The organism is Microbulbifer sp. ABF4_148 (assembly GCF_056158985.1).
Genome location: NZ_JBSWUI010000001.1, coordinates 3,842,869 through 3,866,459 on the forward strand (window position 1 = coordinate 3,842,869; position 23,591 = coordinate 3,866,459).

General features: G+C 58.0%; 19 protein-coding genes. 9 read left to right on the forward strand and 10 right to left on the reverse strand.

The features are described 5' to 3' along the window. Positions 1 to 30: 30 nt before the first annotated feature. Positions 31 to 1,668, forward strand: a complete 1,638-nt coding sequence (locus tag ACXAD0_RS16895; RefSeq protein WP_475089850.1) for a tetratricopeptide repeat-containing sulfotransferase family protein — start codon at positions 31 to 33, stop codon at positions 1,666 to 1,668. 98 nt (positions 1,669 to 1,766) lie between these two features. On the opposite strand, the gene ACXAD0_RS16900 is transcribed toward ACXAD0_RS16895, so the two are convergent. The 6 genes from ACXAD0_RS16900 to ACXAD0_RS16925 form a co-directional block, all read right to left on the reverse strand. Continuing rightward, a complete protein-coding gene (locus ACXAD0_RS16900) occupies positions 1,767 to 2,594 on the reverse strand; it encodes a sulfite exporter TauE/SafE family protein (RefSeq protein ID WP_475089852.1) in 828 nt (275 codons plus the stop codon). 63 nt (positions 2,595 to 2,657) lie between these two features. Further along, positions 2,658 to 3,422: an MBL fold metallo-hydrolase gene (locus tag ACXAD0_RS16905; protein ID WP_475089853.1), complete on the reverse strand. Its 765-nt coding sequence runs from the start codon at positions 3,420 to 3,422 to the stop codon at positions 2,658 to 2,660. Beyond that, positions 3,422 to 4,594, reverse strand: a complete 1,173-nt coding sequence (gene bamC / locus ACXAD0_RS16910; protein ID WP_475089855.1) for an outer membrane protein assembly factor BamC — start codon at positions 4,592 to 4,594, stop codon at positions 3,422 to 3,424. Before bamC ends, ACXAD0_RS16905 begins: the two co-directional genes overlap by 1 nt. 56 nt (positions 4,595 to 4,650) lie before the next feature. Then, a complete protein-coding gene (gene dapA / locus ACXAD0_RS16915) occupies positions 4,651 to 5,526 on the reverse strand; it encodes a 4-hydroxy-tetrahydrodipicolinate synthase (protein ID WP_475089856.1) in 876 nt (291 codons plus the stop codon). 112 nt (positions 5,527 to 5,638) lie between these two features. After that, positions 5,639 to 6,613 (reverse strand): LpxL/LpxP family Kdo(2)-lipid IV(A) lauroyl/palmitoleoyl acyltransferase, encoded by a 975-nt coding sequence (lpxL, locus tag ACXAD0_RS16920; RefSeq protein WP_475089858.1) that lies wholly within the window; start codon positions 6,611 to 6,613, stop codon positions 5,639 to 5,641. A 121-nt stretch (positions 6,614 to 6,734) separates the two neighbouring features. Beyond that, a complete protein-coding gene (locus ACXAD0_RS16925) occupies positions 6,735 to 6,968 on the reverse strand; it encodes a DUF2789 domain-containing protein (protein ID WP_475089859.1) in 234 nt (77 codons plus the stop codon). Positions 6,969 to 7,172: 204 nt separating this feature from the next. Here ACXAD0_RS16925 and ACXAD0_RS16930 point away from each other — a divergent pair, with 204 nt between their 5' ends. Further along, positions 7,173 to 9,812: a TonB-dependent receptor plug domain-containing protein gene (locus ACXAD0_RS16930; protein ID WP_475089861.1), complete on the forward strand. Its 2,640-nt coding sequence runs from the start codon at positions 7,173 to 7,175 to the stop codon at positions 9,810 to 9,812. 59 nt (positions 9,813 to 9,871) lie between these two features. On the opposite strand, the gene ACXAD0_RS16935 is transcribed toward ACXAD0_RS16930, so the two are convergent. Further along, a complete protein-coding gene (locus tag ACXAD0_RS16935; RefSeq protein WP_475090416.1) occupies positions 9,872 to 10,915 on the reverse strand; it encodes an NADP(H)-dependent aldo-keto reductase in 1,044 nt (347 codons plus the stop codon). A gap of 114 nt (positions 10,916 to 11,029) precedes the next feature. Next, positions 11,030 to 12,208 carry an enoyl-ACP reductase FabV gene (fabV, locus tag ACXAD0_RS16940; RefSeq protein WP_475089862.1) on the reverse strand — a complete coding sequence of 393 codons (1,179 nt, stop codon included), beginning with the start codon at positions 12,206 to 12,208 and terminating at the stop codon, positions 11,030 to 11,032. A gap of 350 nt (positions 12,209 to 12,558) precedes the next feature. Here fabV and ACXAD0_RS16945 point away from each other — a divergent pair, with 350 nt between their 5' ends. Beyond that, entirely contained in the window at positions 12,559 to 12,987 is a 429-nt protein-coding gene (locus tag ACXAD0_RS16945) for an acyl-CoA thioesterase (protein ID WP_475089863.1), read from the forward strand. A gap of 13 nt (positions 12,988 to 13,000) precedes the next feature. Here the strand turns inward: ACXAD0_RS16945 and ACXAD0_RS16950 are convergent, their stop codons facing one another. Further along, positions 13,001 to 13,903 carry a universal stress protein gene (locus tag ACXAD0_RS16950; protein WP_475089865.1) on the reverse strand — a complete coding sequence of 301 codons (903 nt, stop codon included), beginning with the start codon at positions 13,901 to 13,903 and terminating at the stop codon, positions 13,001 to 13,003. Then, positions 13,903 to 15,411, reverse strand: a complete 1,509-nt coding sequence (locus ACXAD0_RS16955; protein ID WP_475089867.1) for a SulP family inorganic anion transporter — start codon at positions 15,409 to 15,411, stop codon at positions 13,903 to 13,905. Before ACXAD0_RS16955 ends, ACXAD0_RS16950 begins: the two co-directional genes overlap by 1 nt. 443 nt (positions 15,412 to 15,854) lie before the next feature. Between ACXAD0_RS16955 and ACXAD0_RS16960 the strand changes: the two genes are divergently transcribed. The 6 genes from ACXAD0_RS16960 to ACXAD0_RS16985 all read left to right on the forward strand — a co-directional run bounded on the left by ACXAD0_RS16960 (position 15,855) and on the right by ACXAD0_RS16985 (position 23,237). Continuing rightward, entirely contained in the window at positions 15,855 to 17,135 is a 1,281-nt protein-coding gene (locus ACXAD0_RS16960; protein WP_475089868.1) for an efflux RND transporter periplasmic adaptor subunit, read from the forward strand. A 42-nt stretch (positions 17,136 to 17,177) separates the two neighbouring features. Further along, a complete protein-coding gene (locus ACXAD0_RS16965) occupies positions 17,178 to 17,888 on the forward strand; it encodes an ABC transporter ATP-binding protein (protein ID WP_475089870.1) in 711 nt (236 codons plus the stop codon). A gap of 12 nt (positions 17,889 to 17,900) precedes the next feature. Then, entirely contained in the window at positions 17,901 to 19,217 is a 1,317-nt protein-coding gene (locus ACXAD0_RS16970) for an ABC transporter permease (RefSeq protein WP_475089872.1), read from the forward strand. A 10-nt stretch (positions 19,218 to 19,227) separates the two neighbouring features. Further along, positions 19,228 to 20,436, forward strand: coding sequence for an FtsX-like permease family protein (locus ACXAD0_RS16975; protein ID WP_475089874.1), 1,209 nt, complete (start codon positions 19,228 to 19,230; stop codon positions 20,434 to 20,436). Positions 20,437 to 20,535: 99 nt separating this feature from the next. Then, positions 20,536 to 21,879: a sigma-54-dependent transcriptional regulator gene (locus ACXAD0_RS16980; RefSeq protein ID WP_475089876.1), complete on the forward strand. Its 1,344-nt coding sequence runs from the start codon at positions 20,536 to 20,538 to the stop codon at positions 21,877 to 21,879. Continuing rightward, a complete protein-coding gene (locus ACXAD0_RS16985; protein ID WP_475089877.1) occupies positions 21,879 to 23,237 on the forward strand; it encodes a sensor histidine kinase in 1,359 nt (452 codons plus the stop codon). The genes ACXAD0_RS16980 and ACXAD0_RS16985 overlap by 1 nt, the downstream gene beginning before the upstream one ends. Positions 23,238 to 23,591: the final 354 nt, after the last annotated feature.

Sequence of the window (23,591 nt, forward strand, 5' to 3'; positions counted from 1 at the left end):
AACCGTATAAACAACAAACGGAAGCACCCGATGCAAGTCATGGTTTCGGATGAAATTGCGACGGAAGCCGAGGCTTTTTTCCGCAAAGCGCAAGCCGCACTGTCCCGCAGCAATCACCAGGCGGCACACGCGAACGTGGACCGGGCTCTCGAACTCGCCCCATCCACGGCGAAAAACTGGCACTTGAAAGCCGACATACTGATCGCCTCTCGGCAATTGGAAGCGGCGAAAGCCTGTCTGGCAAGCGCCATTGCCAATCTCCGCAGCGCGGACACAGAGGCCTGCCTGTCACTCCAAGTGCACTTATCCAGCCTCCTTGTAAAGGAAGGGGACCTGGGTGCGGCAAGGGCCGTACTGGACACGGACCTGGTCGCAGCTACCGAACAGCCGGAACTCGCCGCGCGCGCAGGATATTTGCTGGCTCTCTGTGAAGACCATGCTGCAGCCCTGTCGGCATTCGAGCGTGCCCGGGCAAACAAACAAAACGATCCGGAGCTGCTATTCAATAGCGCAGCCGCGCTACGTGCACTGGGCAGGCTGGAAGAGGCCGAGCACCTTTACGATCAAGTCATCACGTTGGCGCCAGACTATTATCCGGCCTACTGGCTGCGCTCCGGGCTCCAACGCCAGACAAAAAACAACCATCACATCGAGCAGATGCAGACACAATTGCAGGCAACCCATACGCGCGAGGGAAAAGTGCAGCTGTACTTTTCGCTGGCCAAGGAACTGGAAGACCTGCAGCGCTATCGCGAAAGCTTCAGCGCACTGGATGCGGGATGCCGATTACAGCAGGCACACTTGCAGTACCAACCGGATAGCGATATCGCAGCGATTGAGGCGATGACTGAAGCCTGGTCACGCCCGCCTCCGAGCGCCGATGAACAGCTGGGTGAAGGCGTAGTGTTTATACTGGGGATGCCGCGAACCGGATCCACATTGGTTGACCGTCTATTAAGCGCGCATGCTGGTGTCGAGTCCGCTGGCGAGCCAGAGACCTTCGGACAGTTATTCTACAGGCACGCCGGCCTGCTCTCGCCGTCGCAACCATTTGACCAGATTGCACTCATCCGCAACAGTCCGAAAATCAATTTCGCTGCGCTGGGAAGAGAGTACCTCGAGTTAATGGCGCGACGAACCGAATCGTCCGCAAACAGTCTGCTCATCGACAAAAATCCGGCCAACTATCTCTACCTGGGTGCCATACGGGCAGCACTACCGGCGGCCAAAATCCTGCACATCTGTCGAGATCCAATGGATACTTGCTATGCCATCCTCAAAACCCTGTTTCGCAGCAGCGCCACGCGCGGTGCGCACCCCTACTCCTACAACCAGGTAATACTCGCACAGTATTACTCCGCCTATCGACGACTGATGCACCACTGGCAACACGTATATGCCGGAGGATTCCTGAACGTACACTATGAGTCGCTGACCGACAGGCCGTCGCAAACAGGCCGCCAAGTATTCGAATTCTGCAGGCTGGAGTGGCAGGAAGACTATTTGAAGTTTTATCAGATGGAGGGGCGCGGCACCGCTACCGCCAGCGCCGCCCAGGTACGCAGACCGATCAACCGCGCCTCGAGAAATCTATGGAAAAATCACCAAGAAAATCTCGCACCAATCAAGGCAATACTTGAGGATGCAGATCTATTGGCCTGGGACTAGCCTGTCGCCGGCAGGCAGGCAAGTGGCCTGTGCTGCGAAGGGAATTTATCTCCCGACCGCAACGACCACCGGGTGAATGCCCACCCTGCGAATATCGCTCAGGCCAGGCTCAATAACCCCGCGTTAGACCATACAAAACGCACGCCAATCAAAAACAGTAAACCGGCAAAACAGTTTTTCAGCACCTTTGGAGAGAGACGATGTGCCAGGTTGCCACCCAATCCTGCAAAAGGCGCACTGGCAACAACGATTCCAATAAATGCCGGCCAATAAATGTAGCCCGAACTGTACGCCGGCAAATCGGCGTGCCCCCATCCCTGAACCATGAAACTCAGGGCACCGGCAATGGCGATCGGTAAACCGCAAGCGGCGGATGTCGCCACCGCGCGCTGCATCAATACATGACAGCGCGATAAGAACGGTACGGTTAGAGAACCCCCGCCAATGCCAAAAATCGCCGACGCCCAACCGATAAAGCCACCGACACCGGCCAACACCAGCTTGCCTGGCACGCGACCACCGTCGGTCGGCAGCGGCACTTTACGAAAGCTGTCACGCCACATTTTCAACGCAATCGCTATTGCAAACACACCGATCAGCAGCTGGAGCCACGCACCCGGCAACAGGTGGGCGGTCACTCCACCCAACCATGAACCGAGCAAAATGCCGGGTGTCATGGTCCAGAAGATTTTCCAGTCAACCGCACCCTTGAGATGATGCGTGCGGATCGAACTGATCGAAGTAATCACTATCGTCGCGAGAGAAGTCCCTACCGCCATATGTGTCAGAAGATCTGGCGCGATACCCTGTACCGTGAACACCAGCACCAGCGCGGGCACGATAATGAGGCCACCCCCAACACCAAATAATCCCGCTATGGTACCGGCAGCCGCTCCGACCAGCAGATAGACAAGCAGAGTCTCCATAGCGCCTCCCGATACGCGTGTTGTGGTTTTTGTGTAGGAATCGAACGAATCCGCAGGTGAGGCTCAATCCACCTGGAGCCAGTCAAACCCTTGCTCCTGGCAGGCAAAGATACAGTTGGCGACGGTTTCTGCTGGCGCCGCCAATGCCTGCCGGGCCAGTTCGACCGTATTGTTCTTCTCACTGATATGGCCTACGACCAGATGTTGCAACTGCTCGAAACCGACTCGCTCGAGAAAACCGGCGGCCTGCTGGTTGCTCAGGTGCCCGTAGGCACCACCAACGCGACGCTTCAGAGACGGCGGATAGGGCCCCTGCGCCAGCATTTGCGGATCGTGATTGGCTTCCAGCACCAGGGCATCGAGATCGGAGTAGCTGGCTTCCACATGAGGAGTGACCGTGCCGAGATCGGTCAGCAGCCCCAGGCTGCGACCGGCATACCGAAACACGAACTGCGCGGCTTCACGGGCATCATGCGGTACTGCTACCGGCGTCACCTGAATGTCGGCAACATCAAAGGGTTGATGGCCTTCAATCAAATGCACGGCCGGTAACTTGCCGATGTCCCGGGCCCTCAGGGTGCCGGGTGTCAGGTAGACAGGCAGGTTGTACTTGCGCGCGAGCGGTGCCACCCCGGAAAGGTGGTCACTATGCTCGTGGGTCACAAGGATCGCAGAGAGGTCAGCGGGCGTCACACCAAGCCGCGACATCCGTCGCTCGGTCTGGCGGATACTGAACCCACAATCTACCAGCAGGCAGTGTTGCCCGCTGGAGACCAGGGTGCCATTGCCTTTGCTGCCGCTACCGAGGGAAGCGAAGCGCAGCGGCATCAGATCAGATTCTGCCGGATTGCCAGCAGGAGCTCAGACGCTTTTAAACGTGACAGAGGCTGTCCCCGGGTAGTACGGATATGTACCTGGATGATGCCATCGACTTCGCGCAGGACGATCAGGTAGCCGGGGATCTCCCTCGGGCTACCGATACCAATGCCGGAAATACCGCCAAACAGCACCGGATCCGCGGCGGCATCGACGTTGGCAAAGACCTCTTCCATGGAGAAGGTCGCTGCCTTTTCTGCGAGCTCGTCCGAATCATCGGATCCCCAGCGCGAGAACCAGCCTTTCTCTTCCTGAGTGACTTCCCGATCCTCATCGTAGGTCACGTAAAAGACACGCTGCTCGACATCTTCCAGATGGAGGCGATAGGCACCGGCATTCAGGGCGTGTGCGACGGTCGCCCAGGCGCGCCCCATCACCAGCTCCAGCGAGAGATAGGGGTCGCGGCCCGCCGGTTCAATCAGCTTCACCTTGCTGTCGCTGCGACCGATATCCTGCGCCATCAGCGAGGCCGCCGCACCAGAGGTTTCGGCCGCCAGTGCGTTGGACATCTCATCGATCATCCAGCCTTCACGCTCCTGGTTCTGGGACAGGGCCGGCCACTCAACTGGCTGCTGGACCGGTGCGTCTGCAGGCGCGGAGATATGGCGAACGTGAATTTCTGTCGTGTCGGGCTGCACACCCGACTCGATGCGCAACTGGTACTTGTCCCGGATTTCCGGGGTGTCCCGGAATGACAGCCACGCCGTTTCCATAATGCCCATCGAGGCATCTGAACGCTCGAGCTGCAATCCTGCGGTGCGCAGGAAATAGTGCAATTGTGGCCAGACTTCAGCGGGTGGCTGCGAAACAAGCACCCAGCGACGGCTTCCCAACTTCTGAATCTTTACGCGGTCCAGGCCCACATTCACGGACAGCGCCTGTGGACGGGGCACCTCAAACTTGCCGCGCTCCAATTCTGAATTGCCGAGCCGCGGGATTTCATAGAGCTCTTCTTGCTGCTTGGTGGTTACCCCCTCCGGCACACGGAGTGGGGGCAAGCTGTTGGCCAACTGGTAGTCATCGCTACGATCCCGAAAGTAGCCGTCGTCACCACCGATCACACCGCAACCAGACAATGCGATACTGGCGATACAGAGCGCGGCTCCCGCTGCAAGTCTTGTCATTATTCGTTCCTTAGGGTCAAACCTTTCGGGCTGGCCGCGGGGGCAGGCCCTTACTATTAGAGTACGCCGGCGCTACGCAGGGCTTCCCGCACGGTCGCATGGTGCTCGGTGGAGAGGCGCGTCAGCGGCAGACGAATACCGGCATCAATGCGCCCCATATCCTCCAGGGCCCACTTCACCGGTATGGGGTTGGACTCCACAAACAGCACTTTGTGCAATATCTGGATACGTTGATCGATGGCTCGGGCGGTTTCGGCGTCGCCATTGATGGCAGCCTCACACATTTGCGCCACTGCGGCCGGTGCCACATTGGCGGTGACACTGATATCACCGTGGCCACCCGCCAGCATGAACTCACACGCTGTGGCGTCATCGCCAGAATAGATGGCGAAATCCTTTGGTGCATTTTCGATCAATTCCCGCGCACGATCGAGGTCACCTGTCGCCTCCTTGATCCCGATGATATTGCCTATCGCGGCGAGGCGCAGCACGGTTTCCGGCAGCATATCCACGGCGGTGCGTCCGGGAACATTGTAGAGAATTTGCGGGATTGAAACGGCCTTCGCGACTTTCTTGTAGTGCTGGAACAGGCCTTCCTGGGTTGGCTTGTTGTAGTACGGCGTCACCAGCAGGCAGGCATCGGCACCGCATTTGGCCGCATTCTCGGTCAGCTCAATGGCCTCGGAAGTGGAATTGGCCCCGGTACCTGCAATCACCGGAATCCGGCCGGCCACCTGATCGACAACACGACGGATCACTTCCAGGTGCTCGTTGACATCCAGCGTGGCGGATTCCCCGGTAGTACCCACTGCAACCAGTGCACGGGTACCCTGCTCGATGTGCCACTCCACGAGATTGTGCAGGCTATCCCAGTCGAGGCCACCATCGGGGTACATTGGTGTGGCCAGGGCCACCATACTGCCGGAAATCATTCCTTCTCCTCACAAACCAGACGCAGGCCCGCCATTATCGGCCAAACGGCCCGGCAAATGCGCCCAAAAACAAAACGGGTATGTTACTTAGGCCGTTGGGTGGATACCAGTGCTAACCGCCCGCGGCGCGAGGTTTACGCCGTTTCTTCTTGCGCTTGCGAATACCGCTGTAAACCGGCTCCATCCCCTCCGGGCGGGTCTTGAAGCGACGGTGCACCCACATGTATTGCTCCGGCACCTCGCGCATACGCGCCTCGACAAATTGATTGACCAGTTCCGCATCACGCTGTTCATCGCCCGAGGGAATTTCTTCAATCGGCGGGTAGACCACCACTTTGTATCCGCCACCGTCGGGAAGGCGGGTAACGATATACGGTACCACCTGGGCGCGCCCTGCCCGTGCAAAACGGGAGGTTCCCGTTACGGTGGCCGCCGGCTGGCCAAATAGAGGCGCAAATACCCCCTGTTTGATCCCGTAATCCTGATCTGGGGCATACCACACCGCTCGACCGCGCTTGAGCGCACGCATCATTCCACGGACATCCTTGCGCTGAAACACGTCGGTATCTGCCCCGTGTCGCTCGCGCCCCTTGCGCTGCATGTAGTCGTACACGGGGTTCTTGTGCGGACGGTACATGCCGTCGACCGGATGACTGATCGACATCATGGCCGCACCAATCTCCAGCGTGGTGAAGTGCATGGCCAGCAGTACCACACCCTGTCCACGTTCGTGGGGTTGCTGCAGATATTCCAGGCCCTCAATAGAAAAACGTTTGCGCAGCCAGCGGCTACTGCGGAACCAGGCCATCCCGGTTTCCATCAAGGCAATACCGTTGGACTCAAAGTTCTGTCGCAGCAGCTGTGCGCGCTCGGCATCGGACTTTTCGGGAAAACACAGGGCCAGATTGCGTTCAGCAATCGCGCGGCGACTGGGCGCCAGGCGCTGCATCAGGCGCCCCAGCTGGCGTCCGATCGCCATCTGCCAGCGATAGGGCAATTGTGCGGCTAGAAACCAAATGCCAAAGAGCAGCCAGGTGAGCCAGTAGCGCGGGTGCAAAAGGGCCGGGCGGAAGTGCGGTTTTTCCATCGGGTAACAGACGCCGTACAGATCGGAGGCGGCGCATTATACCGGAACGGCGGCCTGACGCGGACCCATCAGGGGAGAAATGAGGCTGACGGTGTGGAAACTGCCCGATGGGGGCAGATCATCAATGACGCAGCAGGCTGTCCAGCGTATCGACCACCTCGCACCAGTCGGAATCCTCCTCCAATGCCTCCAACAGGAAACGACGCTGCCCTTCTGACCAGAAGGATGCCCCGGCGAGCTTTTCATCATCCTGCAGACGGTGCCCGGCCAGAAAGGTCTCGATTTCCGCGTCGTCACTGCCCAGACCAAGCTGCGCAAAGAGATCATTGAGGGTGTGATAAGGGTTGGTTTCCATGATGGTACTTCCCACTGGCTGTGCCGGGCTAAACAGGGGTTGGTCCGATGATCAGAAGTATAGCCAGCAGAACCGGGCATCGATCACACTGTGGCGACAATTCGCCGCAAGCCTCTGTCCGCCCCAGTAGCACAGTGATATGTTCAAAAGTGAGGTAAGTAGAACAAAAGTTTAATAAAACACACTTAAATAAGGAGACGACCTATGGACCGGGTTACTCTTAAGCGTTTTCCCCTCACCCTGAGCGCCGCCGTACTCGGCATCAGCACACTGCCAACCTTTGCCCAGGAAGCGACCCCGGGCAATGACGCCGGCGAACTGGAACTGGTCGAAGTCACCGGCTCCCACATCAAACGACTGGAAATGGACGGGCCATCACCAGTCGCCAGCCTTACCGCAGAGGATATAGCCGCCACCGGAGTCACCGACCTGATCGGGCTGTTTAGCAAATTACCCATCTCTGGCCAGGGCACCTTTTCCACCCAGGCCAACAGCAGTGATGACACTGCCAACGGCGGTTCATCAGTCTCATTGCGCGGGCTGGGGGCCGACTCGACCCTGATTCTGGTCAATGGTCGCCGCGTGTCGGTAAGCCCTTTTGCCAAGAGCATCGATACCGCCTTTGTGGATATCAACAATATTCCGCTGGCGGCAATCCAGCGCGTGGACGTGCTCAAGGACGGCGCCTCCGCGACCTATGGCTCCGATGCCATCGCCGGGGTGATCAACATCATCCTGCGCGATGATTTTGACGGCGTTGAACTGTCCGGCAAAGTCGGCGGTACCGCCGATGGCGGCGGCAGCGAAACCAGTTTGAGTATGGTTTGGGGCACCAGTACAGACGAAGCGAGCCACACCCTGATCGTCGATTACCTGAATCGCGACGAAGTGCTGTATGCCGATCGTGACTATTCTCGCTCCGCCAACCAGCAGGCACTGCGCCCCAACGATCCCTTTGCCACCGACTTCCGCAGTTCCTCGGGTATTCCGGGCACGATCGCCCTCGCCTCAGACCCTACCGTGCGTCTGCCAGACACTTTCGGCAACGATGTCTGTGCCGCTGAAGATATCGATACGGCCAATAACCTGTGTCGCTATGATTACGCGCCACACATGAGCATGGTCCCCTCCACCGAGCGCGTCAGCTTCAGTTACCTGGGACGCTACACCCTGAGCCCGTCGGTCGAGGCCTTCGCGGAATTCAATGGGCAGAATGCCAAGACCACCGTCAAAGGTGCCGGCAGCCCCAGCTTCAATGAATTGTTTATGGCGGGTGACAATCCCAACCATCCATTCGCCAACGACCCGACCCACCCCTTCTACGAGCAAGATCTGACCATGCGTCGCCGTACCGTAGATATCGGCAATCGACGCAAGGAAGTGGAAAGTGACTACTTCCGTACCGTTATTGGCCTGGAAGGTGAAATCGGCAGCTGGAACTGGGAAACGGCCTACAGCTACATCAAGAGTGATGCTGTGGAGCGCGGCGTCGATGGCTACCCCAATTCCCGTCGTGTGCAGGAAGCGATCGACAGCGGCCTGTGGAACCCCTTCGAACCCTCTGCTAACTCACCGGAAGCACTTGCCTTCATCGAGACCACCACCGCCCGGGTTGGTAAATCCACCACCCGCTCGGTGGACGCGCAGGTCTCGGGTCCCCTGATGTCCATGGCCAGCGGTGACCTGATGCTGGCCGTTGGGGCCGAATACCGACAGGACTCCATCAGCGACAACCCCGATGACCAGTTCCTGCGTGGAGATATATTTGGTACCGAGGCCACCCAGGCAAACGGCAGCCGCGACAATACCGCTGTATTCGCAGAGCTGGCGGTTCCGGTGCTGGACAACCTGGAGCTCCAGCTGGCCTTGCGTCATGAGGACTACAGCGATTTCGGCACCACCACCGATCCGAAGGTCGCCTTCCTCTGGTCCGCTTCCGAGAGCGTCTCCCTGCGGGGCTCGTGGGGCACCGCTTTCCGTGCGCCTTCTCTGGCACAGTTGGGGCTCGGTCGAACCGATGAATCCCCCAATCTGGTGGACACCATCCGCTGTAATGCGGTGGGCAATATCAACAAGGCATGTGAGCCGCAGGAGTACACCGCCGTCTTTGCCGGTAACCCGGATCTCGGCCCGGAGGAGTCCGAGAACTACAACATTGGCTTGATCGTCAGCCCCACCGAAGACCTGTCGGTAACCCTGGATTACTACAACTACCAAATCGAGAACATCATCGATTCGGACACGCAGTTTGTATTCAGTAATTTCGGCAACGATCCCACCGTTGTCCAGCGCCTGCCATCAAGTGATCCGAACGATCCCGGTGAAGTGGTAACGGTTTTCGATTCCTTCCAGAACATCGGCGACCTGAATACCAGCGGCCTTGACCTCGATGTGCGTTACTCGCTGGATACGGACCTGGGTAGCTTCGGCTTCTCCTACGCACTGAACTACATGCTCGACTATGAGGACCTGCGTCCCGACGCAGATGGCGGTTCACGCGTGAATCTGCAGGAAGGCGACTATGAGCTGCCCGAAATGCGCTGGACAGCTGCGGTGGACTGGAGTCGCGATGACATCGCTGCGCGGGTAGCCGTAAACTATATCGACAGCTTTGCTCAGCAGGCCTCAGTCCAGGCGCCTGGTATGAGTGATATCGACGCGATGACCACGGTGGACACAACTGTGAATTACTTCGGCTTCGAAAAGGTTGCTGTAACCCTGGGCATTACCAACCTGCTCGACGAGGAGCCCCCGATGGATTATTCCGACTTTATGGGCTTCACCACCACCATTCACAACGGCCAGGGACGCTTCGCTTACCTGTCTTCGACCTATACGTTCTAAACCGTTGAACGGAAAAGGCCGGGAAATTCCCGGCCTTTTTTATTGGGTCTTCAGGCAGCTCAAGGCGCAGGGTTGGGATTCATGTTGTGCACCGCCTCGATCGCCTCTAAAACCTCTTCTGTGAGACTGAGTTCTGCGCTGGCGATATTGCTACGCAGTTGCACCATGGTGGTCGCCCCAATAATGTTCGATGTGACAAAAGGCTGCCCGGTAACAAACGCCAGTGCCATTTGCGCGGGATCCAGGCCAAATTTTTTCGCCACATCAACATAGGCAGCAATGGCTGTTTGCGTACGCTCTCCCGAGTAGCGCTGGAATCGCTCGAAGAGTGTGAGACGCGCACCCTCCGGTCGCTTACCGTTCAGGTACTTACCGGAGAGGCTGCCAAATGCGAGTGGTGAATAGGCAAGCAAACCGCACTTCTCCCGCAACGCCATTTCTGCGTTGCCCACTTCAAAGGTGCGATTCAGGAGGCTGTAGGGGTTCTGAATACTGGCGATCCGCGGCTTCCCCAGTGCGGCCGAGAGCTTGAGGTATTCCATCATGCCCCAGGGGGTCTCGTTGGAGATACCGATATGGCGCACCTTGCCGGCTTTTACCAGCGCTTCCAGGGCGTCCACAGTTTCAGCAATCGGTACACCATCGTCCGCACCATGGCGATAGCCCAGCTGACCAAAAAAATTGGTCTGCCGTTCAGGCCAGTGCACCTGGTAGAGATCAATATAATCGGTGCGCAAACGCCGCAGCGATGCATCACACGCGGCAAAAATTTGTTCGCGATTGAGTCGCGGCCCCTGGCGAATATGGGCAACCCCTGAATTGCTCTCTCCCCGACCGGTCACTTTGGTCGCAACTACCAGCCGATCGCGCTGCCCGCGCGCTGCCAGCCAGTTACCAATATAGGTTTCTGTCAGGCCACAGGTTTCTGCCCTGGGAGGTACCGGGTACATTTCTGCACAATCAATAAAGTTAATACCGTTCGCAGTCGCATAATCGAGCTGCTCGAAGGCATCCTCTTCCGAATTCTGTTCCCCATAAGTCATGGTGCCCAGACAAAGCTTGCTGACATACAGATCGGTGAGGCCGAGGCGACGGGTTTCCATAGCGTTATCCTTGCGCGTTTTCACGGTCATTATGCCGCTCCGCGCAACACAGGGCGAGCGACGAGCAGGCAAAAAAAAGCCGGCGGTGAACGCCGGCTTTTTCAGTGATCCCGATTACTCGAAATCTGCTGCCACCATCGGGCTGGTGTCTGCTTCGTAATCGACACCGTCGTTACCGAAACCAAACAGCTTGAGGAAGTCCTCGTTGTAGCCTTTATAGTCGGTCAGCTCAAACAGGTTCTCTTCCGTTACCAGTGGCCACAGCTCTTCGATCTTGGCCTGGGTCTCAGGACGCAACTCCTTGTCGTCCATGCGATAACGATTGTCACTATCGAGGCGCGGGGTGTCGGTATACAAACCTTCGGTGTAGAGGCGATAGAGCTGCTCAATACAGCCCTCGTGCGTGCCCTCTTCCTTCATGATTTTATAGACGAGGGAAATATACAGCGGCATCACCGGGATAGCGGAGCTGGACTGGGTTACCAGAGCCTTCAAGACAGCAACATGCGCGTCCGCCTGACCACTGGACGTAATTGCCGTGGCCGCGCGATCCAAATCTTCCTTGGCGCGGCCGATGGTGGCGTGGCCGTAGATCGGCCAGGTCAGCTGTTCACCGATATAGGTATACGCAACGGTCTTGCAGTCATCAGTCAGGACACCCGCATCGCCCAGTGCCTGCATCCACAATTCCCAGTCTTCACCGCCCATCACTTTGACGGTCGCTGCGATTTCTTCCTCAGACGCCGGGTCCAGGGTGATATCACCAATTTCCAGTTTGTCGGTATTGAGGTTGCGCGCCGTGTAAGACTTGCCGATAGGCTTCAACACCGAGGAGTGCAGCTCTCCGGTTTTGGGATCGGTCCGACGCGGGGACGCCAGGCTGTATATAACCAGGTCAATTTTGCCCAGGTCCTGCTTGATGGCTTCAATGGCCTTCGCCTTGATCTCGTCAGAGAATGCGTCGCCATTAATACTCTTGGCATACAGGCCAGCCTGTTTGGCTTCCTGTTCAAACGCCACAGAGTTGTAATAACCCGCGGAAGCGGTACGTTTCTCTGTCGGTGGCTTTTCAAAAAAGACGCCGAGGGTGTTCGCACCACAGCCAAATGCCGCGGTGATTCTGGATGCGAGGCCGTAACCCGTAGAGGCCCCGACAACCAGAACGTTTTTTGGCCCGCTCTCAATGGCAGGCTGGGACTGGATATATTCGATCTGCTCGCGCACGTTCGCAGCGCAGCCCTGTGGGTGGGCATTGGTACAAATAAAACCGCGCACTTTTGGCTGGATAATCATGCCTGGATCACTCTCCCCTGGGGTTGTGGCTCAGACCGGTGCGGGACAGGACCACCGCTCAGTGGTTCACCGGTCACTTTGACGGCTCATTCTAAGGGCGTATCAGCCCCAGTCCAGTGCAGGCGAAGATCTCCCCCCACCATGACGGCCAGAATATCCCTGCCCTCGGCCAATTTGGCCAAACCAGTCCCCCGCAACCGGCGCCTGTGTGTCGCACATTGAAGAGATGGCGCGCCGGTCACGGGCAATATCCGCCAACTGCCAGCACTGGCACGCTTGATGCAACTATCTGCTGGTCGGCCCTCGCGGCCGCCCTTTTCCCGGTTTTACTCCTAAAGAGGTACCCCGCGATGAAATATTATTCCCGTCACTTCGTGAAGCCCGCTGACCTGAATCCGGCCCAACGCCTGTTCGGCGGGCAACTACTCGCCTGGATCGATGAGGAGGCTGCCATCTTCGCGGGTTGCCAAATGGGCACCCCCATGGTGGTCACCAAGTTGATGTCAGAGATCGATTTTGTCAGCTCCGCCAGCTGCGGCGATGTCGTCGAATTCGGCTTCGAGCTCGTGGATATCGGTCGCACGTCCATCACTGTGCACTGCGAAGTGCGCAACAAACAGACTCGCGCCCTGATTCTGCAGGTGGAGAGAATGGTATTTGTTGCCCTGGACGATCAGGGCAAACCAACCCCCCACGCCAAGGCGGGCATGTCGCTGGCGCAATTGCGCCAGCAGCAGGCGGAAGAAGAGCGTGCCCCGCTGCAGAAATTGGCAAGCTAGAGGGCAGGAGGCCTCAGCGTAATAGCAGCAAAGGCTGACGGGTGTTCAGCAGCATTTTGGCAGTGATACTGCCGAGCAGCAGGTCACGCAGGCGATTGTGGCTGAACGCCCCCATTACGGTGAGGTCAATATCGTGTTCCTGCTGGTATTTCACCAGCATATCGACGGTTTTGCCTTGCAACTGACTGGCGGTAACCGGCACACCAGCGGCATCGAGTTCCGCGCTGGCTTCTGCGAGCAAGCTTTCGGCACGCTCGCCATCGCCAACAAAGACCAGGTGACAGGAGGCCACCTGCTGAAAGGCGGGGCTCTCTGCCATCATGTGCAGGGCCTTGCGCGCTGCTTCGCTGCCATCGTAGGCCAGCAGGATTTTACGCGGCTCGCGAAACTCCTGGTTGACCACCAGAATCGGCCGATGCAGCGCACGTACCACCGTTTCCAACTGCGAGCCGATGCCCTCGGAGGAATCGCCATGCTCTTCGCCGCGGATGCCGAGTACCAGCACGCGAATATGGTCTTCGAGCTCCACCAGAGATTCGGCCAGGCTGTCGTGGCGCTGGCAGGTCTCGACGTCAGCGGCACCAGCACCGGTGACCCGCTCCTCCGCTGCACGCAACACGCGCTTGCCCTGCTCCACCAGCAAACGCGAACGCTGCTGTTCGAGCACGGTGAGTTCTTCGAGTAGCTCTTCCTGGCTGCCGAGGCCAATGGCACCGGTCAGGTCGGCGACCGCAGGCACATTGCCCCGCTCAATGTTGTGCAGCAATTTCACCGGCGCGCCAGTGCCGCGCGCGATCCACGCAGCATAGTCACAGACGGCACCGGTATAGCGGGATCCGTCGATGCAGGCCAACACCAGCGGATCGCGACCAGCGGCAGTATCTGCCGATTGATCATTATTGTTGTGGTCGCTCATCAATGTCCTCCAAGGACCCGCTCAATTTCTTCCGGCTTGTCGTGCACGCCAAAACGGTCAACGATGGTCTCGCTGGCCTCATTCAGGCCGATCAGCTCTACCTCTGCGCCTTCGCGACGGAATTTCACTACCGCCTTGTCGAGCGCATACACAGCCGAAACATCCCAGAAATGCGCGCGACTCAGGTCGATCACGACCTTGTCGAGCACCTCTTTGAAGTCAAATGCCGCAACGAATTTGTCCGAAGAGTTGAAGAACACCTGTCCAACAACCCGGTAGGTACGGCAACTCTGCGATTCATCCAGCTCCGAGGCCACATACATAAAGTGGCTGACCTTGTTGGCAAAAAACAGGGAAGCCAACAGGACTCCGACAAATACACCATAGGCAAGGTTGTGTGTCCACACTACCACCACAACCGTAGCGATCATTACCACGTTGGTGGACAGTGGCAGCTTTTTCAGGTTACGCACGGAACTCCAGTCGAAGGTACCGATCGACACCATGATCATGACTGCTACCAGCGCAGCCATTGGGATAACCGCGACCCAGTCGCTGAGGAACACTACCAGCGTCAGCAGGCCGACACCGGCAACCAGTGTCGACAGGCGCCCCCGACCTCCCGACTTCACGTTAATCACCGACTGGCCAATCATCGCACAGCCGGCCATGCCGCCGAGTGTACCGGCGGCAATGTTGGCAATGCCCTGACCCTTACACTCACGGTTCTTGTCGCTGTTGGTGTCGGTCAGATCATCAACGATGGTCGCGGTCATCAGGGACTCCAGCAAGCCCACCACCGCCAGGCCGGCCGAGTACGGGAAGATAATCTTCAGGGTTTCCAGATTCCACGGCACATCCGGCCACAGGAAGATCGGTAACGTATCCGGCAGTTCCCCCATATCACCGACCGTGCGGATATCCATCCCCAGTGCAACCGCTACCGCGGTGAGTACCAGGATGCAGACCAGCGGTGAAGGCACCGACTTGCCGATCACAGGGATATAAGGGAACAGGTAAATGATTCCCAGACCAGCAGCGGTCATGGCGTAGACCTGCCAGCCGGCACCAACCAGCTCCGGCATCTGCGCCATGAAGATCAGAATCGCCAGCGCATTGACGAACCCCGTCACAACAGCCCGTGACACAAAGCTCATCAGACTACCCAGTTTCAGGTAGCCCGCGATGATCTGCAGCACGCCCGTCAACAACGTAGCCGCAAGCAGATATTGCAGCCCATGCTCCTTGACCAGCGTCACCATCAATAGCGCCATGGCCCCGGTCGCGGCAGAAATCATGCCCGGGCGGCCGCCAACAAACGCAATCACTACCGCGATACAGAATGAGGCGTACAGACCGACACGGGGATCAACACCGGCGATGATGGAGAAGGCAATCGCCTCGGGAATCAGCGCGAGAGCCACAACCAGGCCAGCGAGTACGTCGCGGCGGATATTACCGAACCAGTCGGCTTTGGTAGACGAGAACAAAGTAGAAGAAAGCAACATAACGAAAAAGCGCCCAGGGCGGATGCGAAAACCCCGTCGCAAAGCATAGCGGGGATGGAGATTGAGGTTGGTCGAAAAAGCCGCGCACTCTACCACGAGGCCCTGTCGCCATAAAGTCGAAGGGCCCGCTGCGCGAAAATGCCGAAGGTCTCACTGGCGTCGCAGGGTACGAGCGTCCGCCGGCCCGCTACGCCGGACAGCGGACACATTCAGCGGACACCCCATTTCCCATTGCTTGACTCCCACGCACCTACAAAAAAGAAAAAACCCAATAAAAACATATAGTTACAAACAACCCAAAAGTTGGCACACCCCTTGCTCTAACGCCCTCCAAACACCGGAAAAAAGTCCGGACAGCGACTGCATCCAACGGGCTGCCGCATTGCGTCAAAGAGCACAAAGCGGGCTGCCAATCGGGGCATTAACAACCTGCGGAAAAAATAATGATCAGAGATACTTCAGCACAGGACATTCAGCTGACCCAGGCACCCTGGTGGCAGCGCCGCTCCCACCAGCAGGGCGCCGCCGCCGCTGTCCTCGCGCTGGCCCTTTTTGCCTGGGGCATCAAAGCCTGGCAAACCAGTGGCGCAGTGGATGGGACTGTGTCCCTGTCGCGTATCAATGTGGCGGAGGTATCCCGCGGCGATCTGGTGCGTGACCTGGTCGTTCAGGGAAGAGTCGTGGCAGCCAACAGCCCCACCCTGTTCAGCCCGGCTCAGGGCATCGTCCGCTTTGTGGTCAAGGCCGGGGATTCCGTCGAACAGGGACAGTTGCTCGCAGAGGTTGACAGCCCGGAGCTGTCCAACCAACTGGCGCAGCAACAGGCATTGCTGAACAAGCTGTCGGTTGAATTGCAGCGTCACAAGATCCAGGCCAAGCGCCAGCAACTGGAGAATCGCCAGAAAGCTGACCTGGCCAAGGTCAACCTCACCGCTGCGCGTCGTGAATTGAAACGCGCAGAACTCTCCATGGAAAAGCAGATCATTTCCCAGCTGGACTTCGAAAAAGCAGCGGACGATCTGGCGCGCGCGCAGCTCGAGTACGAACAGGCGGTCCAGAACGCAGAACTGGAGAAAGAAGCCCTGGCGTTCGAGACCCGAACGCTCGAACTGGAGCGCTCCCAGCAAACCCTGATGGTCGAGGAATTACAGCGCAAGGTTGGAGAGCTCGATATCCGCTCTCCGGTCGCCGGCACGGTTGGCAGCCTGGCAGTAACACAACGCAGTGCGATCGCCCCCAACGCACCACTGATGACGGTCGTCGACCTGTCGAGCTTCGAGCTTGAGGCGGCGGTACCGGAAAACTATGCCGACGACCTGGGGCTGGCAATGGCCGTCGAAATCAATCTTGCGGGCGGCAAGATCCCCGGCTCCATCACCGCGATCTCCCCCGAAGTCATCGACAACCAGGTGATCGCGCGCGTCCGCTTCACCGACGGACAACCCGACAAGCTGCGTCAGAACCTGCGTCTGACTGCCCGCGTGCTGCTGGAAAATCGCAATGATGTTCTGCTGGTCAAGCGCGGGGCTTTCCTCGATCAGGATGGTGGCCGCTTTGCCTGGAAGCTGAACGATGAGGATCAGGCCGTTCGCGTGCCAATCCAGATCGGCGCCCTCGGCTTGCGCCAGGTCGAAATCGTGTCGGGACTGCAGGCCGGTGACCAGATCATCGTATCCGCCGCAGAAGAACTTAGAAATGCCCAGCTTGTCGCGCTGGAACAGTAATCAGAATTGGACCAATAAATTTTCAAACCAGGGAATATCGCCATGCTCCAGATGCACAACATTCGCAAGAGTTATCGCACAGACACTATCGAAACCCACGCCCTGCGTGACTTCAGCCTGGAAGTGAACGAGGGAGAGTTCGTCTCTGTTACCGGCCCGAGCGGCTCTGGCAAGACGACTTTCCTGAACATTGCTGGTTTGCTGGAGACCTCCACCGGTGGCCAGTACCTGCTGGACGGTGAGGATATCAGTGGCCTGAATGACCGCGATCGCTCACGCATGCGCAATGAGAAAATCGGCTTTATCTTCCAGGGATTCAACCTGATCCCGGATCTCAGTCTGTTCGACAACATCGACGTGCCGCTGCGTTATCGCGGCTTCAACGCAAAAGAGCGTCGCCGTCGTATCGAGAAGGTACTCGAACAGGTCGGTCTGGCTGCCCGGGCAAAACACCTCCCGGCACAGCTTTCCGGTGGCCAGCAACAACGAGTGGCTATCGCGCGCGCACTGGCAGGCGAACCGCGCTTCCTGCTCGCGGACGAGCCCACCGGCAACCTCGACTCCCTGATGGCAAGACAGGTGATGGAGTTGCTGGAATTTGTGAATGAATGGGGCACCACCATCATTATGGTGACGCACGATCCAGAACTCGCCCGACGCGCTCACCGCAATATCCAGATCGTCGATGGCCAGGTTTCCGATTTGCGCCAGACAGATAGCGCCAACGCTGCCGCTGTCGCCGAAACCGCATAAGGGGTAGCCGCCATGTTTGGATATTATCTTTCCCTGGCGATGCGCAGCGTGCGCGGAACGCCCATACTCTCTGCGCTCATGGTCGCCGCAATTGCGGTGGGTGTGGGAGCCTACATGACAGTACTCACGCTCAACTACATGATTTCCCAGAACGCGCTGGAGCATAAAGATGACGTGCTGTACGCAGTGCAAATCGATGCCTGGGATCCCAATGAAGCCTACGGCCGCTCCTCTACCGGCATGCCCTGGCAGCTGACGTACCCTGATGCAACGGCATTGCTGCGCTCGGATATTCCCACGCGCCAGGTCGCCATGCACCGCTACGGCTTTACCGTGCATCTGGACGAATCGGAATTACGTCCCTTTAGTGCCGAAGCCCGGGTCACCACTCGCGATTTCTTCTCGCTGTTCGATATCCCATTCCTGTATGGCGACACCTGGGATACCGGCGCAGATTCGTCTCCAGTTCAGCAAGTGGTGCTGTCAAAAGCAACCAACGAGAAATTGTTCGGTGGCGAAGATAGCGTAGGACGTACCGTCAACCTGAATGGCGAACCCTTTACTGTGATCGGCGTCATTGATCACTGGCAGCCGGCCCCCAAAGTGTACGACCTGAACAATGGTCCCTTCCATGATGCTGAGGAAATTTTCGTCCCGTTCGGCCTGCACCGCACCTTCGAAATTTATAGCTGGGGTAACACCAATGGCTGGGCTAACAATGAGCAGGAAGGCTATGAGGGCTTCCTGCAAAGTGAGAGTGTGTGGATCCAGTACTGGGTAGAGATTGAATCCGCTGAACAGCTCGAGGCCTACCGTGAGTTCCTGACTGGATACATCAACCAGCAGAAAGAGCAGGGGCGGATGCAACGCCCACTCAAATTTGGCCTGACAAGCCCGTCAGAATGGCTGGTAGTGAACGAAGTATTGGAAGATGACAATCGCGTTCTCAGCTGGCTGTCACTGGCATTCCTCCTGGTGTGCATCGTTAATGCCGTCGCCCTGTTGCTGGCCAAGTTCCTGCGCAAGGCACCGGAGGCCGGTGTGCGACGTGCGCTCGGTGCCAGCCGATCTGCAGTATTTACCCAACACCTGATCGAAAGTGCATTGATTGGCGGGCTGGGGGGAATTTTCGGAATTCTTCTCGCTGTCCTTGGACTTCAGGGCATTCGTCAACTGGCCTTTGGCCAGATTGATCGTATCGCGTCAATGGACTGGCTCATGGTGGTGACATCCATCCTGGTGGCAATTATCGCGAGCCTGGTGGCTGGAGCCTATCCCGCCTGGCGGATCAGCCGTACCAACCCTTCTATTTATCTGAAAACGCAGTGAGGATCCGAAAATGCTGGAATTGAAACCCATGCTCGCGGCGCTGTGGCGGAATAAAGCCTCGGCACTTCTCATTGCGCTGCAACTCGCCCTGACACTGGCCATCGTGAGCAATGCGGCGGTCATCGTGCAGGATCGCATCGACAAAATGGCACGCCCTACCGGGATGCAGATCGAAGACATCGTCACCGTTACCTTCCTGCCAATCCCGCAGGATTATGATATGGCCGGTGCCGTCCGCGCAGACCTGGATATGCTGCGCAGCTTGCCCGGAGTGGTCGATGCGTCGGTATCGAGCCAGATCCCGGTCTCCGGTTCTGGCTCCGCCAGCGGTTACTACACAGAGCCCAATCAGGAAATTGGCGGCTATACGGCCAACTATTACCACACCGACCCGAACTTCCTGAACACGCTCGGGCTGAAGCTCATCGAGGGGCGCCTGTTTACCGAGGCGGAAATGGATACGATCGGTTCAAATGACCGCTACGATGCCCAAGTGGTCATGATCACCAAGCAGTTCGCCGATGAGACTTACCCTGACGGTGATGCACTGGGTAACTATCTGTACGGCGGGGGTGATGATAAGCCGATGGAAATCATCGGTATTGTTGAGCGTCATATGGGCGCATGGCCCAGCTGGTCGCTGGCCGGCAATGTCGTGTTCTATCCCCTTCTGACGGAAACTGGGCACAAGCGCTACCTGATTCGCGCGGAGCCGGGCGAACGCGATGCGGTGCTCAAGCAGGTTGAGGATTCGCTGGCAGAGCGAGACCCGCAGCGTGTGATCTATGTGAACACCCTGAGTGAGCGACTGGAACAGAGCTACGTCGAGGACAACATCATGGTGAAAGTGTTGAGCACTGTGATCATCCTGCTGACCTTCATCGTTGCCCTGGGCATTGTTGGCCTGACCATCTTCTGGATTAACCAGCGGCGCAAGCAAATCGGTGTTCGCAGAGCACTCGGTGCAACGCGTGCGGATATCAGTCGCTACCACCTGGTGGAAAACACGCTGATTGCCGCCACCGGGCTGTCCATCGGCGCTGCAACGGCAACCATTATCAATGGCGTTCTGGTGAGCAAGCTGAGCCAGCCACAGCTATCGTTGCCGATGCTCGGGACCTGTGCGTTAATACTGGTCTCCGTCAGCATCCTGGCAGCGCTGGTACCGGCAATCCGGGCCGCGGGAATCTCTCCGGCCATTGCCACCCGCAGCGTCTGACCCCAGGAGTTCAACCGCCCGATCATCAAGATGATCGGGTGTACGCGCCGGGCGCCAGGAGGCCCCGGCGTGTGTCGTTTAGCAAGGCACAAAAGACGCATGGATAAAGTCCTCATCATCGACGACAACCCCGGCATTATCTCTGCGCTGGAGGTATTGCTGTCCGTTCACGGCATCCCGACCCTGAGTGCTGTTACGCCCCAGGCAGGCCTCCAACTACTGCAAGACAATGACGATGTTGGCCTCGTCATCCAGGACATGAACTTTTCTGCAGACACGACCTCCGGTGAGGAGGGCCGTGAACTTTTTTTCGCGATACGCGACCTGTCAGCCGATCTGCCTGTCATTCTGCTGACCGCCTGGACCCAGCTAGAAATGGCAGTGGAGCTGGTGAAAGCGGGCGCTGCGGATTACCTGGGCAAGCCCTGGGATGACAACAAGCTCATCGCGACGGTACAAAATCTCCTCGAGCTGAATGACCTGCAACGCCAGCAACGTCGCGCCCGGGTACTGGCGTCCGAGGCCCAGGAGAAACTGCGCAGGGACTATAACCTGCAGGGTATCGTGTATCGCAGCGATGCGATGCAGAAGCTTCTGGAGATGGCGACACAGGTCGCGCGTGCCGATATTCCCGTGCTGATCACCGGTCCAAATGGCGCCGGCAAGGAAAAAATCGCAGATATCATCCAGGCCAATTCGACCGTGCACAATGGCCCCTACATCAAGGTGAATGTTGGCGCGCTGCCCGAAGAGCTGATGGAAGCGGAACTGTTCGGGGCAGAGGCCGGCGCTTACACCGGTGCGGGTAACAAGGTGCGTCAGGGGCGGTTCGAAGCTGCTGACGGCGGTACGCTCTTCCTCGATGAGATTGGAGAACTCTCCGCAAGTGGCCAGGTAAAGTTACTGCGGGTTCTGCAGACGGGAGAATTTCAGCGGCTGGGCAGCAGCCAGACCCGCAAAGTCAATGTGCGGGTCATCAGCGCTACCAACAGTGACCTGCCTCGCCAGATTGCCGAGGGTTCCTTCCGCCAGGACCTGTTCTACCGGCTCAATGTGATTGAATTGCAATTACCGCCACTGAGTGAGCGGAGTGAAGACATCCTGCCGCTGGCGCGCAACTTCCTTGGCGAGCACAAACAGCTGACGTCTGCCGCACAGCAAACCATGCAGCGCTACCCATGGCCCGGCAATGTCCGCGAACTGCAAAACACGATGCAGCGGGCCGCGGTTCTGTGTCGCGGTGAAATGATCGACGAGGCACTGCTGGCGCTGCCTGAACATGAGCCACTCAAGCGTCCGGACCACAGCTTCGAACCCAGCCGGGAACTGTTGCAGCAGACCCTGGCAAATTGTAATGGCGTCATTGCACAGGCGGCGCGCGAGCTGGGCATGAGTCGCCAGGCCTTTTACCGCCGCCTGGATAAATTCGGGATTCCGTACTGATGCGCAGCAATCGGTGGTCGCTGGAAGGAAAAATTCTTGCAGCCTCGGCACTAGCGGTGCTGGCGGGCACCACCATTCCGTTTGCCCTGACCCTGCTGGGCCTCAATTTACGCCTCGCCCTGGCCGGCGGACTGCTGTTGGCGCTACTGCTTGTCGTTTTTACCTTGCGAGGCATTACCCAGCCGATGAATCGCGCTTTGACGACGCTCGAGGGGGGACTACTGAACTTCCGCGACGGCGACTTTTCCGTCTCCCTGGCGCTCAAGCAACGCGACGAGCTCGGCGATATCGCGACGCTGTTCAATGAGGTCGGCGAAATTCTGAGACGTGAGCGCGCGCACATTTATCAGCGCGAGCTACTGTTGGACACCGTCATCCAGAGCGCACCGCAAGCTCTGGTGTTGATTGATCAGGAGCAGAGGATCATCTACGCCAACCACAGCGCCCGCCATCTGATGAACAACGGTAAACCGATTCAGGGATTGAAGCTCGACAACCTGCTGCCCAACTGTCCGGACGAACTCGCGCGAAGTATTCTCTCTGGAGAGAATGGGCTGGTGAGCTACACCGACAGTGAAGGCGCCAAGACCCAGCATCTCGCCAACAGTCAGTTTGTCCTGAACGCCCACCGACACCGGTTGATTGTGATTCGGGAAATGACCCGTGAACTGACCCGAGCCGAGGTACAGGTTTGGAAAAAGGTGATTCGCCTGATCAGCCATGAGCTGAACAATTCCCTCGCCCCCATTTCCTCACTTGCCCACAGCGGACGCCTGCTCATTGGTGCACCTGCCGGGGAGTCGGCGACACAACAGCAGGTTCGTCAGCAATCTCTCGAAAAAGTGTTTGATGTGATTGCGGATCGATGCGGGCACCTGACCGAATTTACCCAGGGCTATGCCCGGTTTGCCAAGCTGCCCGCGCCTTCCTGCGAAACCGTCGAATGGCGCGCGCTGATCCGGCAGCTGGAGCCCCTGCATCAGTTTGCTGTCGTTGGAGAGCCTCCCAGCCGACCGGGATACTTTGATCCAGTGCAGGTTGAACAGGCGTTATTAAATTTGTTTAAAAACGCCGCAGAGGCAGGCAGCGCACCTGAGGAGATTGAGTTTTCCATCCGCACGGACAGTCGTGGACAAACCCTGACCGTACGGGATCGCGGCCATGGTATGAGCGAAAAAGTCCTGCAGCAGGCACTGCTGCCCTTCTACTCAACCAAGCCAGATGGTGTCGGGCTGGGCCTGGCCCTGTGCAGGGAAATTGTCGATGCCCACGGTGGCACACTGCAATTACACAATCGGGAAAACGGCGGTTTACAGGTACAGCTATGGCTGCCCTGGCAACCCGACATGCCAAACTAGGGGCAGTATATTTCGCTGAGGGAAATACGATCACCCACAATCGCGTGATCACCGCCAGCGGAATACAGCAAACGACCACCAGGATACCCAGGAACGCCCGCGCGAGGTCACTGCCATCCCGATGATGTTCGTCCTTGTCATTGAGGTAAGCTCGGTAGCAATGGCGAGGGCCGTCTATCGGCAGAAAGGTAAAGTCAATGATCCCCTGTAACAGCACCCAATAAATTTTAATTTTGGGGTGCCCATCGTTGGCGAAAAAACCGGTACGGGCGGATATGGTGGCGTCCGGATTTCCTCCCGCCAGCGCATTGCCGAGCTGGTCGATGGCGACCAGCACATTGCCTATCCAGCTCA

Coding starts and splice junctions, on each gene's coding strand:
- ACXAD0_RS16895 (WP_475089850.1), top strand. CDS start 31: ATGCAAGTCATGGTTTCGGATGAAATTGCGACGGAAGCCGAGGCTTTT.
- ACXAD0_RS16900 (WP_475089852.1), bottom strand. CDS start 2,594: ATGGAGACTCTGCTTGTCTATCTGCTGGTCGGAGCGGCTGCCGGTACC.
- ACXAD0_RS16905 (WP_475089853.1), bottom strand. CDS start 3,422: ATGCCGCTGCGCTTCGCTTCCCTCGGTAGCGGCAGCAAAGGCAATGGC.
- bamC (WP_475089855.1), bottom strand. CDS start 4,594: ATGACAAGACTTGCAGCGGGAGCCGCGCTCTGTATCGCCAGTATCGCA.
- dapA (WP_475089856.1), bottom strand. CDS start 5,526: ATGATTTCCGGCAGTATGGTGGCCCTGGCCACACCAATGTACCCCGAT.
- lpxL (WP_475089858.1), bottom strand. CDS start 6,613: ATGGAAAAACCGCACTTCCGCCCGGCCCTTTTGCACCCGCGCTACTGG.
- ACXAD0_RS16925 (WP_475089859.1), bottom strand. CDS start 6,968: ATGGAAACCAACCCTTATCACACCCTCAATGATCTCTTTGCGCAGCTT.
- ACXAD0_RS16930 (WP_475089861.1), top strand. CDS start 7,173: ATGGACCGGGTTACTCTTAAGCGTTTTCCCCTCACCCTGAGCGCCGCC.
- ACXAD0_RS16935 (WP_475090416.1), bottom strand. CDS start 10,915: ATGGAAACCCGTCGCCTCGGCCTCACCGATCTGTATGTCAGCAAGCTT.
- fabV (WP_475089862.1), bottom strand. CDS start 12,208: ATGATTATCCAGCCAAAAGTGCGCGGTTTTATTTGTACCAATGCCCAC.
- ACXAD0_RS16945 (WP_475089863.1), top strand. CDS start 12,559: ATGAAATATTATTCCCGTCACTTCGTGAAGCCCGCTGACCTGAATCCG.
- ACXAD0_RS16950 (WP_475089865.1), bottom strand. CDS start 13,903: ATGAGCGACCACAACAATAATGATCAATCGGCAGATACTGCCGCTGGT.
- ACXAD0_RS16955 (WP_475089867.1), bottom strand. CDS start 15,411: ATGTTGCTTTCTTCTACTTTGTTCTCGTCTACCAAAGCCGACTGGTTC.
- ACXAD0_RS16960 (WP_475089868.1), top strand. CDS start 15,855: ATGATCAGAGATACTTCAGCACAGGACATTCAGCTGACCCAGGCACCC.
- ACXAD0_RS16965 (WP_475089870.1), top strand. CDS start 17,178: ATGCTCCAGATGCACAACATTCGCAAGAGTTATCGCACAGACACTATC.
- ACXAD0_RS16970 (WP_475089872.1), top strand. CDS start 17,901: ATGTTTGGATATTATCTTTCCCTGGCGATGCGCAGCGTGCGCGGAACG.
- ACXAD0_RS16975 (WP_475089874.1), top strand. CDS start 19,228: ATGCTGGAATTGAAACCCATGCTCGCGGCGCTGTGGCGGAATAAAGCC.
- ACXAD0_RS16980 (WP_475089876.1), top strand. CDS start 20,536: ATGGATAAAGTCCTCATCATCGACGACAACCCCGGCATTATCTCTGCG.
- ACXAD0_RS16985 (WP_475089877.1), top strand. CDS start 21,879: ATGCGCAGCAATCGGTGGTCGCTGGAAGGAAAAATTCTTGCAGCCTCG.